Origin of the sequence: Geomonas terrae (assembly GCF_004791675.1) — a bacterium.
Classification (GTDB): domain Bacteria; phylum Desulfobacterota; class Desulfuromonadia; order Geobacterales; family Geobacteraceae; genus Geomonas; species Geomonas edaphica.
Genome location: NZ_SRSC01000004.1, coordinates 73,634 through 89,481 on the forward strand (window position 1 = coordinate 73,634; position 15,848 = coordinate 89,481).

A 15,848-nucleotide genomic window follows, 5' to 3' on the forward strand; every position below is an offset into this window, starting at 1 on the left:
CCAGTTTTACTGTCCGGCAGCCACCGTGGAGCCGACCACCTCGACGCCGAAGTCCGCCGCCTCTTTGGGGACGTTGGCGAGGGCGACGACGAAGCCGATGGACTGGTCCGGTTTCACCCCCAGGTTCGAGAGGGAGTCGCCGAACTGGTTGTTCATGATCGATTCGAGCTTCACTACGGGAAGCGTACTCAGCTGTTCGTCGGAGAGCCGGTTCCCGCAGTAGGCTGTCTTTTGCAGCAGCACCCTGCCCGCCTTGTCGAAGATGCTCACCTTCACCTGGATCGAGGCGCGCGCCTTGCGGAAGGAGTTCACCGCCTCGCCGGTTACTACGAAGAGTTCACCGGCCTCCTTGTTCTGGTGGAAGGAGGCGAGAGGGTTCTTGATGGTGATGCGCCCCTCTTCCGGGACCTCCATGCCGAACCACTTGGCGACGAAGCCTATGCCGAGCTTGTCGAGCTTTTTAAGCGCATCCGGCCCGCTTTGCAGCACGTAAAGCCCGGCGCCGGTGAGGGCGAGCACCACTATCATGCAGATGGTCACGACGGCGATGGTGAGCACCGAGCGCCCCTTGCGCCTCGAGGATATGGAGAGAGGCGGAAGCTCGTCGTCAAAAGCCTCATCGGGAACCGAAGCGGCAAACGATTTATCCCCGAAGCTGAAATCAAGGGACGAGGACTTGGCGGCCGTTTTGGCGGCCTCGTCTTCGGTCGCCGCGGCACCTGCCGGCGCCACGGGTTCAGCAGGTGTCCCCTCCCCGGCAGAAGCCTCCTCGGATTTCGCTCCGAAAGAGAACCCGCCCAAGGAAAACTCACCGGCTGCGGCAGTAGGAGGTGCCGGCTCGGCGACCGCGGGCTGCTGCGGCGCGGGCACCTCTTCTTCAGCCGCGAAGGACTCAAAGCCTGCGGACGAAGGTCCGGCGGGCTCTTGCGCCTCGGCTGCTGCCTGCTCTTCGAAGGAGAAATCGCCAAAGTCGAACGATTCCCCGGCCGGGGCTTCCTTCACGGCGGGAGCCGCCGGTTCATCAAAGGAAAACTCACCGAGATCCGGCGCAGCGCCGACCGGAGGAGTCTCCTCCTTGGCAGCGGCAGGCGTCTCGTCGAAAGAGAACTCGCCGAAATCAAAATCATCGGTCGCGGTAGCGGGGGCGGGAGCGGGCTCTTCCTTCGCCGCAGCGGGCGCCTCATCAAAGGAGAGTTCGCCGAAATCGATCGCTTCGCCCGCAGCCTCCGGGGCCTTTTCCGCAGGTGCCGCAGGGGTCTCGTCAAAGGAGAATTCGCCGAAGTCGACCGAAGCGGACGTTTCCGCGGGAACTGCCTCCTCTTTCACCGCTGCGGGGTTCTCCTCGAAGGAAAACTCACCGAAATCAACCGACGTCGATGCCGCCTCAGGAGCAGGGTGCTCTTTCACCGCCGCAGGCGTCTCGTCGAAAGAGAGTTCACCGAAGTCGAGCCCGCCGGTTGCAGCGGCGGGAGCCGGCTCCGTCTTCGGTGCGGCGGGCGTTTCGTCGAAGGATAACTCCCCGAAATCCAGATCCGCTGCAGCAGGAGCCTTCGGGGCAGCAGCCACCGGTTCCGCGCTGAACTCGAACTCGTCAAAAGATGGCTCGGCAGCGCCGGCTGCAGGCTCTTCCTTGCCGGCAGGAACCCCGGTCTCGATGTTTATGGAGCCAAAATCGAGGCCACCTTCCTCTTCGGCGGCTTTGGGAGCCTCGGTTTCGACTTCGGACTCGGTCTGCGGCGCGGCAGCGGAGGCTTCAGCCTCAGCCTCGCCTTGGCCCGGCGCCGGAGCGCCCAACCCCGAGAGCAAGGCATCGAAGTCCGATTCTTCCGGCTTTTGTTCCGCTCCGGCAACGAAGACGTGTCGGCACTTGGAACAACGTACCTTCACGCCCCCCGGCTTAAGCTTAGAGTCGTCCAGCCTGAACTTTGTATTGCATTGGTCGCATTGGAGTATCATCGACCCTCCGAACTTGGTGGCACAGCGTCACATTAATTTTTCCAACGGTTTCCTATAACAGAAGCAAATTATAGTGTCAATCATTCTGGTCGCTCCAGCACCTTTGTGGTATATATCTCCGATGTGCTAAATCCCTCAAATGATGAAGAGGTACCACATGAAATTGCGCCGCATCCTTTACGCCCTTCTTATTAATCTCCTCACCGTCACGATGGCCTGGGCTGCACCGGAAGTGATCGTCGACCAAGGCAGCTTCAATTTCGGCAGCGTTGCCCAGGGAAGAAAGGTACAGCATACCTTTAAAGTCAGAAACGGCGGCGATGCGCCGTTGCAGATAAAGAAGCTGGAGGCGTCCTGCGGCTGCACCGCCGTGAAGCCGTCCACCACCGTCGTCCCCCCCGGCAAGAGTGCCACCATCGAAGTAACCTTCGATTCAACCTCGTTTTCCGGAAAAGTGGTCAAGACGGTTACCCTCACCAGCAACGCCGGGAAGAGTCCGAGCTACACCTTCAGCATGGAAGGGACGGTGACCGAAGAACTGCAGGTGGTCCCGCGCCAGTTGAGCCTCGGTCCGGTGAGCAGCAGCTTCGCCACCAAAGGTGTACTGAAAGTCACCAACAACGGGACAGGTAAGGTAAAGCTTCTCGCCGTGAATGTCACGTCCTCATCGCTGCAGATCAAGCCGGTGATCAGGAAGGGAGAATTGAATCCCGGAGAGACCGGGACGATAGAAGTTTCGGCACAGGCGAAACCGGAAGCGAAGGTGCTGAGCGGCTACCTGCACATAGTGACCAGCAGCGCGCAGAAAAAAGAGATCACCGTCCCGGTGTACGGAACGATGACCAAATGATTTTAAACTTTCACCTTGAGTTGGTCCCAGAAATAGTGTAGTAAATAGATCTTTCCCGGGCGGGTAGCTCAGCTGGATAGAGTACTGGCCTCCGAAGCCAGGGGTCACGGGTTCGAATCCCGTCTCGCCCACCATTTTTAAAAACACATCCCTGTGAACAAAAGGCCCTGAGCGATCAGGGCCTTTTTGTTTTTCAACGATGCACTCCTGATACGGAGTTTGCCTTACGGAATCATCGCTCCGAACTCCTTTTCGACCTCTTTCGGGGCATGGAGCAACCCTTTGCGCACATCCAGTGACATCGCATCCGGGAAGATGTACTCTTCGTCTTTCGCGATGCCGTCCAGGATCATCTTGGCAACCTGAGACGGAGTCGCTTTTTCCATCTCCTGCCCGGCGGTCATCCTGGTGTCGACCGGGCCGGGATACACCCCGTAGACCTTGACGCCGCGCGGCGCCAACTCGGCGCGCACCCCCTGCAGCAGCGAGTGACCGGCCGCCTTGGAGGCTGAGTAGGTTCCGTTCACGGGGAGGTTCACGAGACCGAGGATGGAGCAGACGTTCGCTATCGCCCCGCCGCGTGCGGCCAGTACCGGCGCGAAGGCACGGCACATGGAAAGGGTGCCGAGGTAGTTGACCTTGATCTCCTGGCGGGCGCAATCGAGCCCGTCCGGGTCGAGCAGGCTCTTGCAATGGTTGACCCCGGCGTTGTTGATGACGAGATCGACATCCTGGCATTGCGCCGCCGCCGTTGCCACGCTCGTCTCATGGGTCACGTCGATCCTCAGCGCGACCACGCGCCCCGGGTCGAATTTCGCCATTTCGGCTACCGCCTGGATATTGCGGGCCGCCGCATATACTTTGGCCGCTCCACGTTCCAATAACTCCTGCACCAGTGCCCACCCTATGCCGCCGTTGGCGCCGGTGACCAAAACTACCTTGCCTGCCAAGTCCATTTTCTTCTCCTCTTCAGTCTTACTGTTTTTCTGCCCACAGCAGCCGGTGCGGATGCATTTGCACGTCCCCTGCATGACCGGCTGATCCTACCTCTGCGTGTGCTACGTCCTTCATCACCGCCCCATCTTCCAAGACAGCGTAAAGGGCGCGTGCCGCACGGCTTAACAGCTGCCCGGCATTTTCAGGTTGAGGGGCCAGGACGGCTATCGCCATCAGCGCCTCCCTTATGATCCGTTCCGATGTCGGGGCAAGATCCTCTCTCTCCAGTTTTTCACGCAGCGAGATGATGCACGCGGCCATGCCGAGCGCGGTCACCCCGCCCTCGACGGTTCTTAAATGCTCCGGGTCGTGCCGCGCGGCCATGTCCACCAAACGGATCACCCTGTGGTGCAGCCTCTCGCGCGTTCGGGCCATGACCTGCGGCGACCCGTCCTGCGCCATGCGCACGAGGTCGCGGGAAACGGCCGCGAGAATGGACCGCATGCGCAGACGAGGGTTGATCGGAACCAGCAAGGTATAGGAGATCCATGCGGTTCCCACACCCGCCACCATGGCTACGGCGCCGATGGCCAGGTCGATATTGGCGACGTGAACCGCTACCCCCGGCTGAACCACGAAAAGGAAGAAGAGGGTTGCGTCGGTCGCGGCCAGCACCGTTTTCCGGTACTGCATGGCGATGAAACCGAGCAGCACAAACGGGGCGACGACGGCGATGGTCAGGTACGGGTCAACCACACCCGGGAGCAGGAATATCCTGCAGAGAACCGCGGCCGCGGAGCCGATCGCCGCACCGACGAAGATGTTGCCGACGAAGTGGGCGGGATGGTCCTTGTTCGAGAATACGGTGGTCATGATGGAAAGGGCCATCAGCATGAGCGGTCCCTTGCTCCAGCCGGTGGCGCTCCAGGTAAAGCCGACGGCCGCGATGACGAGGCCCGAGCGGAAGGCCGCCCTACCCGCTTCAACCCAGTCCCGGTGCCGAATGAGCCGATGCTGCGGCTCGCTTTCCTGATCGTAGGCAACCGCCTCGACTCCGGAAAGGACGTCTTCCAGTGCAGCCACCAGTCCGTGCAGCGTCTCTCCCAGAAGCGGCAGGTGGGAGCGCGCTTCGGAGGAGAGAGCGGCTAGTTCGGTGGAAAAAGCCGCTCCTTCGGAAGATTCGAACGTCGCCGCAGCTTCGTTCAAACGCCGCGCCAGGAGCTCACGCCACTGCGCGTGCCTGCCGTCCTCGTCTTTGTGACGCTCAAGGTGTTCCGCGGAAAGGCGCCCGACCGAGAGCAGGGATAAAAGCGCGGCGATCAGGCTCTTTACCTGCCGCTTCCTTCTTCTGAAGCCGGGAGCTGCCGCCCCCGCCGCATCCAAAAGCACCTCCAGGTCGGCCAACTCGAGGAGCAACGCATGCTCAAGTCTCGCAACCTCCTCCGTGCGTCCGTGACGGATGAGCGAGGCCAGCCAGGACATGGCGTCCGAGACCGCCTCCCGGAGGCGCCGCTCTAACTCCTCTCGCTGCGAAGGCGGCGTGAAGAAGGCGGTTACCGCCGTGGAGACGATGATGCCTACGACGATGCAGGCGATCCGGCCGAAGGCGATCTCATTCATCCGTGAAGGGTTCATGAAGCCGCTCATCACGATGACGGCGCAGGTGCAGGCCGCCATGAGAAAGGCGTAGGAGCGCAGACCGTGTAAGAGATTCCCGATGCCGACGCAACCTGCGAGCCAGAAGACGAGGGCTAAGGTGAGCATGGACGGGGATACGGTGTGCCGGAGGAGAAATAGAGCGGCCAGCGAGCCGAAGACGGTGCCGACCAGGCGGTAGAAGCTCTTCTCGAAAAGAAGGCCTCGGGTCGGCTGGATGACGATCAGTGCTGTCATAGCGGCCCAGTAGGGATTCTCGATCCCCAGGAACTGGGCGACGCCAAGTGCCGTAAGCGCGGATAACGTTCCGCGCAGGGCGACGATGAGTTTCAAGCGGTGGTGCGAGTTCATCCTTTAAGTCTCGAGCGGGTTTCCTGCAGCCTCTTCTCCAGTCGCTCCACGAAGTAGCTCATCTGCTCGATCTCCGTGTCATCGAACGCACTGAGGAGGTCATGCTCGAGGGCCGACACCTTGCCGGTGATCTCGGTGACCATCGCCCGCCCTTGCGGTGAGAGCGTGAGCAGTTTCGCCCGGCGGTCGCTCGCGTCTTCGACGCGCTCGATAAAACCTTTCGCGATCAACTGGTCCAGTATGCGTGTGAGAGAGGGGCCTTCAATGCCGAGGGAGGCCGCAAGGTCCTTCTGCTTGATGCCGTCACCCAGATGGTGCAGGTGCAGCAATGGGCGCCATGCCGCGTCGGTTAGCCCCAGGGACTGGAAGGCCGAGTCCAGCATCTGCCGCCAACGCCTCGTCAGGAACCCCATGCGGTAGAGGAGGCTTTGCTTGTCGATTTTTTTTGTGAGGAGAGTCATAGAAAATAGATAGCATGCGAACTATTATTTAGCTATCTATTTTTTTCGAATCGGATCTTTCGTGGAGGAAGTTGAAACAGCGAAAACTGCAATCGGCACAAAATCAGGCAGTTAACATTGCGTCCGGTTCATATAATTCCGCAACGCGGTGCCAACACAGAAAATTCAGAATTCTCCATCGCGGGGGGGGGAGAGATTGCAACGGGGGGAGACCTCTGGCGGGTGAAAAGTCTGCAGTATCAGGGACTTCGTAAGGAGGGAAGGCATGAAAGGATGGCGAAGCATTGCCTGCTTCAGCCATCCCCTTTCCTATTGTTTCTTCAGGGCCCCGCGCACTTCCGGGTGGAGCTTATCGAGGCAGCTCTGGCAGATGCCGTGGGAGAAATCGACCCCGACGTATGTGTTGAAGTACTCCTCAACGCTATGCCAGTAGTCCTGATCGTCGCGGATCTTCTTGCAGTGCATGCAGATCGGAATGATGTTCTTCAGCATGGTGAACTCACTGATGTCTTCCAGCATAAGAAGAACCAGCTTCTCGCCGTTCAGCTCAACGGGACTGGTCGTTATCAGCAGCTCCAGCTCCTTTTTGGAGTCTCCGACCTGGATCTCGAACTTCGTCCGGCTCTTGGAAACCGTCTGGCCGCCGAAGCTCAGCTCAACCGAATTTCTGACCACGCAGCTCTTGCAGATCGGCGCCCTGCCGCATCCTTCCGGCACGTCGTGGGAATGCAGGCAGTGAAAAACCTCTCCTCCGCGCTTGTTGAAGATCGCATCTTTGTCGAGACCGAAGGTCGTCGCCGCAGTCTTGTTCAGGTCGCGTATCCGCACATCATTGTCCACCACAAAAATTATGAGCGGTATTGAGTTCAGCACTGACAGACAGCAGGCGTTTACATTTTCCATGGCTTCTCCTTTGCCTGAAGCCTGAGGCTCCTCTACGGCATGCCCATTCCGGGCCCATGGATATCGCATGTAACCCACCCTATGTCAATGATTTACAGCATCCTCGGCCACCAGAGCCATTTCCCGCCTCTCCTTCGCAAGGCCGCGGACAGGAAGGCGCGAAAAACACCGTCCCCTAGGACATGGCCGGTGCAGCGACAAAATACGATGGCCCGGCTTCCACTGTCTTCTCTAACTCAAGGTAATTATTGTCCCGCTGTCCAGTTCGGAAGCGGCTCACAACGAGTTTTAGGAGCGGAAGTCCCGCGTACCACTTCATGGCCACCCCTTTTCTTCCCGTTCCAAACGCGCCGCTCAAAGGCCGCTTTCTCATAGCAACTCCAACCGTCTCCGCCCTGTCGGGGCCATCGCAGGCTCAGCCTTGACTGAAGATGGGAAACTCTTGTGGCATGCCGCGCAGCAGACTTCCTTCTCACTCACTCTCACCCACGGCGTCACGTTCTTCGTGTCGCACCAGTCGCAGTACCAGATGTAACGATCACCTACCGGCATAAGATCCATGTGTTCTCTCCCTCTCTCTTCTCATTTTTGAAAGAAAAGGATAGCGCCGGTATGTTGCAGCGGTGTTGCAGTCGCGTTAATTCGATCAGAAGATTTCGCTCGCTCAGTCATCGCCACCAGGCAAAGTCCCCACACCCTTCTGGCCGGGCGCTGACAGTAGCGCAGGCAATCCGGTTTTAACGCTCTCTTAATGCCTTCGGGACCCATTTTGACGCCATCTTAAGGCTCCGAAGACTATCTTTGACAGTGCGGTAAACTGAAAGGTGGAGAGAGATAATGAATAACTACGGATGGATGCAAATCATCTTCTTTTTCGTGGTACTCCTGGCGGCGGTCAACCCGTTCGGGAGTTACCTGGCCCGCGTGTTCCGTGGCGAGCGGACCTTCCTGTCGCCGCTGCTCGTCCCGTGCGAAAACCTCCTGTACCGGGTGTGCGGCGTGGACAGAAACGAGGAGATGCCCTGGCGGCGTTACGCGCTGTCGCTGGTCCTTTTCAACCTGGCAGGGGGCGTAGCACTCTTAGCCATCCTGCTTTTGCAGGGCGTGCTCCCCTTCAACCCGCAAAAGCTCACCTCCTTTCCCTGGCACCTCGCACTGAACACTGCGGTGAGTTTCATGACCAACACCAACTGGCAGGCTTACTCGGGTGAGACATCGGCGAGCTACTTCACCCAGATGTTCGGCTTCACGGTGCACAACTTCCTCTCGGCCGCGACCGGGATCGCGGTGGCCATCGCCACGATACGCGGTTTCGTAAGGCACCGCTCCGATCTCATCGGCAACTTCCACGTCGATCTCACCCGGTCCATCCTCTACGTGCTCCTCCCGGTCTCGCTGCTCGTGGCGCCCCTCCTGGTTTCCCAAGGGGTGATCCAGAACCTGAGCCCTTACAAAAAGGTGCCCCTGGTCCAGCCGCTCACCTACGAAAAGGCGAAGCTGGACGGCGGCGGCAACGCGGTGCGTGACGCGCGGGGTAACGCAGTCACCGAGCGGATTACCGTGCGGGAGGTGACGGTACCGATGGGTCCGGTGGCCTCGCAGGAGGCGATCAAGGAGCTCGGGACCAACGGAGGCGGCTTCTTCAACGCCAACTCGGCCCACCCCTACGAGAACCCCACCCCTCTCACCAACCTGATCGAGGCCTTCCTTATCCTCCTGATCGGCGCCTCGCTCACCTACACCTTCGGGGAGATGACCGGGAACACGCGCCAGGGGTGGGCCATCCTGGCGGTGATGCTCGCCCTGCTGGTCCTGGCCGTCGGGATCAACTACGGAGCCGAGTCCGCCGGGAACCCGCTTGTCGCGAAGCTCGGCGTGCACCAGGTGAACCTGGAGGGTAAGGAAACGCGCTTCGGTATGGCGGGAAGTGCCCTTTTCACCAGCGCCACCACCGGCACCTCCTGCGGCGCGGTAAACGCCATGCACGACTCGATGACACCGCTTGGCGGCATGGTCCCCCTGTCGCTCATCCTCCTCTCCGAGGTGGTGGTCGGCGGCGTGGGAACCGGGCTTTACACCATGATCGCCTTCGTGGTGATCGCGGTGTTCGTGGCCGGGCTCATGATCGGGCGCACGCCGGAGTTTCTCGGCAAGAAGATCGAGGTGCGCGAGATGTGGATGTCCATCGTGACGGTGATGACCTCCGGCGTCCTGGTGCTCTTCTTCACGACCCTCGCCCTTTGGACCCCTCAAGCGATCGCCTCCATGGCGAACCCCGGCGCCCACGGCCTTTCCGAGATCCTTTACGCCTTCGCCTCCATGTCCAACAACAACGGCAGCGCCTTCGCAGGTCTCTCCGCGAACACCCTCTTCTACAACCTGACCGGCTCCCTCGCCATGTTCGTCGGTCGCTTCGCTCCCATCGTCGCCTCGCTCGCCATGGCGGGGTCGCTCGCCGGGAAGAAGTACGTCCCGCCGAGCCTCGGGACGCTCCCGACGGACAAGGTCCCCTTCGCCCTGTGGCTCTCCCTGGTCATCCTCGTCGTCGGCGCGCTCACCTTCTTCCCCGCTTTGAGCCTTGGGCCCATCGTCGAGCACGTGACCATGCTGGGAGGGAAATAACCATGTCCAAACACGCACCGACACCTGTTTCCATGTTCGCCCCCAATATCCTCAGACCCGCGTTCGTCGAGGCCTTCAGAAAGCTCGATCCCCGCATGCTCTGGCGCAACCCGGTCATGCTGAGCGTCGAGGTGGCGAGCCTTATAACCCTCTGCACCTTCGCCCTGTCCCTCGCGGGCAAAAACGGCGAGCCTCCCTTTTTCACCGGCCTCGTCTCGCTCTTTCTCTGGCTCACCGTGATCTTCTCGACCTTCGCCGAGTCCCTGGCCGAGGGGCGCGGCAAGGCGCGCGCAGCGAGCCTACGCAAAAGCCGCACCGAGGTGACGGCAAAAAGGCTCAGGCGCCCTGAACTGGACGCACCCTACGACGCGGTCCCGGCAGAACAGCTAAGAAAGGACGACTACATCCTGGTCGAGGCGCACGATATGATCGCCGGCGACGGGGACGTTGTCGCCGGAGCGGCCCTTGTGAACGAGGCGGCGGTGACCGGAGAATCGGCCCCGGTGGTGCGCGAATCCGGCGGTGATCGAAGTGCCGTCACCGGCGGGACCGAGGTGATCGCAAACAGCATCGTGGTGCGCATCACCGCGAACCCGGGGGAGACCTTCCTCGACCGGATGATCTCGCTCATCGAGGGGGCAAAAAGAAGGAAGACGCCGAACGAGATCGCGCTCGAGGTGCTCCTCATCGCGCTCACCCTGGTCTTTTTCCTGGTCTGCGTGAACATCCGCCCGCTGTCGCTCTACAGCGCGGGTGCCGCGGGGCATGGCGCGCCGGTCTCCCTCACCGTACTCGTCGCCCTCTTCGTCTGCCTGGCCCCCACCACCATCGCCGCCCTCCTCCCCGCGATCGGCATCGCCGGGATGGACCGGCTCTTCCAGAAGAACGTCATCGCCCTCTCCGGGCGCGCCATCGAGGCGGCCGGGGACGTGAGCGTGCTCCTGCTCGACAAGACCGGCACCATCACCCTCGGCAACCGCGAAGCGGTGGAATTCGTCCCGGTCGGCGGTCACACGGAAACGGAGGTGGCGCAGGCGGCACTCATGGCGTCGCTTTCCGACGAGACCCCGGAGGGGCGCAGCATCGTCGCCCTCGCCCGGGAGAAACACGGCCTTGGTGCCGAGCTTCCGGCCGACGCAAGGAGCGTCCCCTTCTCGGCCGAGACCCGTCTTTCGGGGCTGGACACGGCGGGGGTGAAGTACAGAAAGGGCGCTTCCGACTCGACGGTCGCCTTCGTTACGAGCCTCGGTGCGCCAAACGTTCCGGCCGACCTTCCCGTCATCGTGGACCGCATCGCCCGTGCCGGGGCGACGCCGCTCGTGGTGTCGCGCGACGCCGACGTGATCGGGGTGATCAACCTGAAGGACATCATCAAGGGGGGGATCCAGGAGCGCTTCCAGCAACTGCGCAGCATGGGGATCAAGACGGTAATGATCACCGGGGACAACCAGTTGACCGCGGCCGCCATCGCTGCCGAGGCCCAGGTGGACGATTTCCTCGCCCAGGCCAAACCCGAAGACAAGCTCCGCCTGATAAGAGAGCACCAGGAGGCCGGGTTCATGGTGGCGATGACCGGAGACGGCACCAACGACGCGCCTGCCCTCGCACAGGCGGACGTGGCGGTTGCGATGAACACCGGGACCCAGCCCGCGCGCGAGGCGGCCAACATCATCGACCTCGACTCGAACCCGACGAAGCTCCTGGACATCGTCGAGGTGGGGAAGCAGATCCTGATGACCCGCGGCAACCTGACCACCTTCTCGATCTCCAACGACGTCGCCAAGTACTTCGCCATCATCCCCGCGATGCTCCTCTCCATCTACCCGCAGCTGGGTGTGCTGAACGTGATGCGGCTCGGCAGTCCGCTCTCCGCGATCCTCTCGGCGGTTATCTTCAACGCCCTGATCATCCCGTTCCTCGTGCCGCTCGCACTCAAGGGGACGAAGTTTCGCCCCATGCCCGCCGAGAGGCTCCTGATACGCAACCTGCTCGTTTTCGGCGTCGGAGGGGTCGTCGCCCCCTTCGTCGGCATCAAGCTGATCGACATCCTGGTCGGCATGATGCTATAGGAGAACCGACATGAAAGACATGCGCCCGACGCTTATGCTGTTCATCGCCTTCACCCTGCTTTTGGGTGGCGCCTACCCGCTCGTCGTAACCGGCATCGCCCAGCTCGCCTTCCCGAGCCAGGCAAGCGGCAGCTTCATTGCCGATGCCGGTGGAGTCAGCGTCGGTTCCCGGCTGATCGGCCAGCCCTTCACCGGGGCGAAATACTTCTGGCCCCGTCCCTCGGCCACCGACGGTTTTCCCTACAACCCGATGGCCTCGGGGGGCTCCAACGCGGGCCCCACTAACCCGGACTACCTGAGAACGGTGGCGCAAAGGGTGCGGGCCTTAAGGGAAAGCGGCGTGACTCGGACGCTGCCTGCCGAGCTGGTGCAGGCGTCCGCGAGCGGTCTCGACCCGGAAATCTCGCCGCAGGGGGCCGCCATCCAGGCGGAACGGGTGGCGCGGGCGCGTGGGATGAAGGCGGTCGACCTGGAACGCCTGATCGCCAAGCACACGCGGGGGCGGCAGCTCGGCTTCATAGGGGAGCCGCGGGTGAACGTGCTGGAGTTGAACCTGGCCCTTGACGCGATGAAATAGGAGCCTCGATGCGAGACGACGAGACATCAAGACCGTCACCGGAGACGCTGCTCAAGGTGGCGCAGGCCGAGGAGGCCCAGGCCGCGAAGGGGAAGCTGAAGATCTTCCTCGGTTACGCCGCCGGGGTCGGCAAGACCTACGCCATGCTGCAGGCCGCGCACGAGCGCCTTCACGACGGCCGGGACGTGGTGGTAGGGTACGTGGAATCCCACGGCCGCAGCGAGACGGACCTCCTGCTCGAGGGGCTCGAGGTGGTCCCCCGGGCACAGGTCGAGTACCTCAGCGTCGCCCTTCCCGAGCTCGACCTCGACGCGGTGCTCGCGCGCAGGCCGCAGCTCGTCCTCGTCGACGAGCTCGCCCACACCAACGCCCCCGGAAGCCGTCACCCGAAAAGGTGGCAGGACGTGGAGGAGATCCTTTCCGCCGGAATCGACGTCTACACCACGGTCAACATCCAGCATTTCGAGAGCCTGAGGGACGTGGTGGCGCAGATCACCGGGGTCGTCGTCAGGGAAAACGTCCCCGACTCGATCCTCGACCAGGCCGTGGAGATCCGGCTGGTGGACATCCCCCCCGAGGACCTTCTGCAGCGCCTCAAGGAGGGGAAGGTCTACATCCCGGAAAAGGCGGCGCACGCAGCGGAGAACTTCTTCAAGCCCGGGAACCTGATGGCGCTGCGCGAGCTATCCATGCGCCGCGCCGCCGCCCGCGTGGACGACCAGGTGCGCGCCTACATGGAGTCCCGCTCCATCGCCGGGCCCTGGCCGGTGGCGGAGCGTCTCCTCGTCTGCGTGAGCGGCAGCCCTTTCAGCGAGACCCTGATCCGCACCACGAGGCGCCTCGCCGACGACCTTAAGTCCACCTGGCACACGGTCTACGTCGAGACACCGGGCGGCGGAAAGCAGATCCAGGAGAACCGGGAGCGGGTCTGGAAGGACCTGCGCCTGGCCGAGAGCCTGGGAGCCCAGGTGACGAGCCTCACCGGCGCCTCCGTTCCCGAGGCCCTCATAGACTACGCGCGCAAAAACCACGTCACCAAGATCGTGGTGGGTAAACCGACCAAACCGAGGTGGCAGGAGTTTCTCCGTCCCCCCCTCGTGGACCAGGTGATCCGCCTTTCCGGCAGCATCGACGTCTACGTGGTGAGCATCGCACCGGCCGAGGCGGCGACGAAGGAGGGGGTGCTGCACGCGGCGAAAAAACGTCCACCGCTGTCCGGTTACCTGAAGAGCCTTTTGCTCGTGCTGGCCGCCTCGCTTTTGTGCCAGCCCGTCCACGCCTTCCTCGCGCCGACGAACCTCGTGATGATCTATCTCCTCGCCGTGGTGCTGGCGGCGCTGCGGTTAGGGCGCAAGGAGGCGACCTGCACCGCGTTTCTGAGCGTCCTCGCCTACGATTTCTTCTTCGTCCCCCCGAGGTTCACCTTCGCGGTCTCCGACACCCAGTACCTGATCACCTTCCTCGCGCTCTTCGTTGTCGGCGTAGTCATCAGTACCCTGGTCTCGCAGACGCGCGAGCGGGCCGAGGCGATACGCCAACGTGAGGCGCAGACGGCCACCCTTTACTATCTAAGCCGCGACCTTGCGGCGGTCTCCGGCCTCGAAGCGATCCTCGACGCACTGGTGAGGAACATCGAGGAGAACCTGCAGGCGCAGGTGGTCGTGCTTCTCTCCGAAGGGGAGCGTCTCGAGGTGCAGGCCGCGAGCGGCGGTTTCACCCTGGGCGCCAAGGAGGCCGCCGTCGCGGATTGGGCCTTCAGGAACCGTGCAGCCGCCGGTCGGGGGACGGAGACGCTTGGTTCCGCGAAGCTCCTTTACCTCCCCTTGCAGACAAGCGGCGACGTCCTCGGCGTCATCGGCATCCGGTTTCGCGAGGAGCGCGAGTTCACCTCGCCCGAGTGCCGCCGGCTGGTGCAGGCCTACGCCGCCCAAGCTGCGCTCGCCGTGGAACGGGCTCAGTTCGCAAGACAGGCGGAACAGGCTCAGATCCTGAAGGCCCGCGAGAGCCTCGAGCGTGCGCTTTTGAACTCGGTCTCGCACGACCTGCGCACCCCGCTCGTCACCATCACCGGCGCGCTCGGCGCCCTGCGCGAGAAGGATGTGGCACTGGCGTCCGAGGCGAAGAGCGACCTCTTGGAGGCTGCGTGGGAGGAGGCGGGGCGGCTGAACCGTTTCGTCGGGAACCTCCTGGACATGACGCGGCTTGAGTCCGGCGCCCTGAAGGTGAAAGAGTCCCCCACCGACGTCCAGGACCTGGTCGGGTGCGCCCTGGCGGTGCTGGAGCCGCATCTGGGGCGGCGCAGCGTGCACATCGCGGTCCCCTCGGGGCTCCCCCCGGTGCGGATGGACATGGTGCTCATGACCCAGGTGCTGGTGAACCTATTGGACAACGCGCTCAAGTATTCTCCCCCTACAAGTCCGGTCGAAGTGTCAGCCGACATCGCGGGGGACTGGCTCACACTGGAGGTGTCCGACCGGGGTCGCGGCGTTCCCGCTGGGGATCTCTCCCACATCTTCGACAAGTTTTACCGGGTGCCGGTACCGGAAGGCGCGGGAGGGACCGGGCTCGGGCTCTCCATCTGCCGGGGCATCGTCGAGGCCCACGGGGGCACCATCGAGGCGCACAACCGCTCCGGCGGCGGCCTGCGCGTCTCGGTCTCGCTTCCCGCGAGCTGAAAAGGAAGGTAAAAACATGCAAAAGTTGAAAACAGATAGCGGCCGCCCCCGCATCCTCGTGGTCGACGACGAGGCGGCCATCCTGCGTTTCCTGAAGAGCGCCCTGCCCTGCGAGGAGTACTCGCTGCACTTCGCAGAAAACGGGCATGCGGCACTCGCCGCCGCCGCTGCGGCGCGTCCCGACCTCATCCTGCTCGATCTCGGGCTTCCCGACCTGGACGGTGTGGAGGTGATCAGGCGTATCCGCGAATGGTCACCGCTTCCCATCATCGTGTTATCGGTGCGCGACCGCGAGGACGACAAGGTAGCCGCGCTCGACGCGGGCGCCGATGACTACCTGGTGAAGCCGTTCGGGGTGGCGGAGCTGCAGGCGAGGATCAGGGTGGTGCTGCGCCGCTCGCTGCAGCAGGCCCCCGAGCCGGTCTATCGCTTCGACGAGCTGGAGATCGATCTGCAGCGCAGAAAGGTGACGCGCGGCGGGACCGAGATCCAGCTCACCCCCACCGAGTACGACCTGCTGCGCCTGCTGGCGAACCACGCGGGGCTGGTGCTCACCCACGGCCAGATCCTGAAGCAGGTATGGGGGAACGCCTATGCCGACCAGCAGAACGTGCTCAGGGTGACCATGAGCAACCTGCGCCAGAAGATAGAGCCCGTCCCCTCCCGCCCCCGCTACATCATCACCGAACTCGGCGTCGGCTACCGGCTGAAGTCGGCGTAAACGCCCTCCGTCGGTCGCCACGCCGCAAGTCTCACCAAAACTTTCACGCCTTCGTAACACAACCACAAGAA

11 protein-coding genes and 1 tRNA gene are annotated in these 15,848 nt (G+C 62.5%); 7 read left to right on the forward strand and 5 right to left on the reverse strand.

Annotated features, from left to right (window positions below; genetic code table 11):
- Positions 1-6 precede the first annotated feature (6 nt).
- Positions 7-1,956 (reverse strand): DUF3426 domain-containing protein, encoded by a 1,950-nt coding sequence (locus E4633_RS15895; protein ID WP_135870374.1) that lies wholly within the window; start codon positions 1,954-1,956, stop codon positions 7-9.
- A gap of 157 nt (positions 1,957-2,113) precedes the next feature.
- Between E4633_RS15895 and E4633_RS15900 the strand changes: the two genes are divergently transcribed.
- Both E4633_RS15900 and E4633_RS15905 read left to right on the forward strand, forming a co-directional pair.
- On the forward strand, positions 2,114-2,806 hold the full coding sequence (locus E4633_RS15900) for a DUF1573 domain-containing protein (RefSeq protein ID WP_135870375.1): 693 nt from the start codon (positions 2,114-2,116) through the stop codon (positions 2,804-2,806).
- 57 nt (positions 2,807-2,863) lie between these two features.
- Positions 2,864-2,940, forward strand: a tRNA-Arg gene (locus E4633_RS15905).
- A gap of 90 nt (positions 2,941-3,030) precedes the next feature.
- Here E4633_RS15905 and E4633_RS15910 read toward each other — a convergent pair.
- The 4 genes from E4633_RS15910 to E4633_RS15925 form a co-directional block, all read right to left on the reverse strand.
- Positions 3,031-3,762 (reverse strand): SDR family oxidoreductase, encoded by a 732-nt coding sequence (locus tag E4633_RS15910; protein WP_135870376.1) that lies wholly within the window; start codon positions 3,760-3,762, stop codon positions 3,031-3,033.
- A 19-nt stretch (positions 3,763-3,781) separates the two neighbouring features.
- Positions 3,782-5,749 (reverse strand): FUSC family protein, encoded by a 1,968-nt coding sequence (locus E4633_RS15915; RefSeq protein ID WP_135870377.1) that lies wholly within the window; start codon positions 5,747-5,749, stop codon positions 3,782-3,784.
- Entirely contained in the window at positions 5,746-6,210 is a 465-nt protein-coding gene (locus E4633_RS15920; protein ID WP_135870378.1) for a MarR family winged helix-turn-helix transcriptional regulator, read from the reverse strand. The genes E4633_RS15915 and E4633_RS15920 overlap by 4 nt, the downstream gene beginning before the upstream one ends.
- Positions 6,211-6,519: 309 nt before the next feature.
- Entirely contained in the window at positions 6,520-7,113 is a 594-nt protein-coding gene (locus tag E4633_RS15925; protein ID WP_162604982.1) for a PAS domain-containing protein, read from the reverse strand.
- A gap of 837 nt (positions 7,114-7,950) precedes the next feature.
- Here E4633_RS15925 and kdpA point away from each other — a divergent pair.
- The 5 genes from kdpA to E4633_RS15955 are packed head-to-tail and all read left to right on the forward strand — an operon-like array spanning position 7,951 to position 15,777.
- Positions 7,951-9,735, forward strand: coding sequence for a potassium-transporting ATPase subunit KdpA (gene kdpA, locus E4633_RS15935; protein ID WP_135870381.1), 1,785 nt, complete (start codon positions 7,951-7,953; stop codon positions 9,733-9,735).
- A gap of 2 nt (positions 9,736-9,737) precedes the next feature.
- Positions 9,738-11,804 carry a potassium-transporting ATPase subunit KdpB gene (gene kdpB, locus E4633_RS15940; RefSeq protein ID WP_135870382.1) on the forward strand — a complete coding sequence of 689 codons (2,067 nt, stop codon included), beginning with the start codon at positions 9,738-9,740 and terminating at the stop codon, positions 11,802-11,804.
- Positions 11,805-11,814: 10 nt separating this feature from the next.
- Positions 11,815-12,381: a potassium-transporting ATPase subunit KdpC gene (gene kdpC / locus E4633_RS15945; RefSeq protein WP_135870383.1), complete on the forward strand. Its 567-nt coding sequence runs from the start codon at positions 11,815-11,817 to the stop codon at positions 12,379-12,381.
- Positions 12,382-12,389: 8 nt separating this feature from the next.
- Positions 12,390-15,056 carry a sensor histidine kinase gene (locus tag E4633_RS15950; RefSeq protein WP_135870384.1) on the forward strand — a complete coding sequence of 889 codons (2,667 nt, stop codon included), beginning with the start codon at positions 12,390-12,392 and terminating at the stop codon, positions 15,054-15,056.
- A 16-nt stretch (positions 15,057-15,072) separates the two neighbouring features.
- Positions 15,073-15,777, forward strand: a complete 705-nt coding sequence (locus E4633_RS15955) for a response regulator (protein ID WP_135870385.1) — start codon at positions 15,073-15,075, stop codon at positions 15,775-15,777.
- Positions 15,778-15,848: the final 71 nt, after the last annotated feature.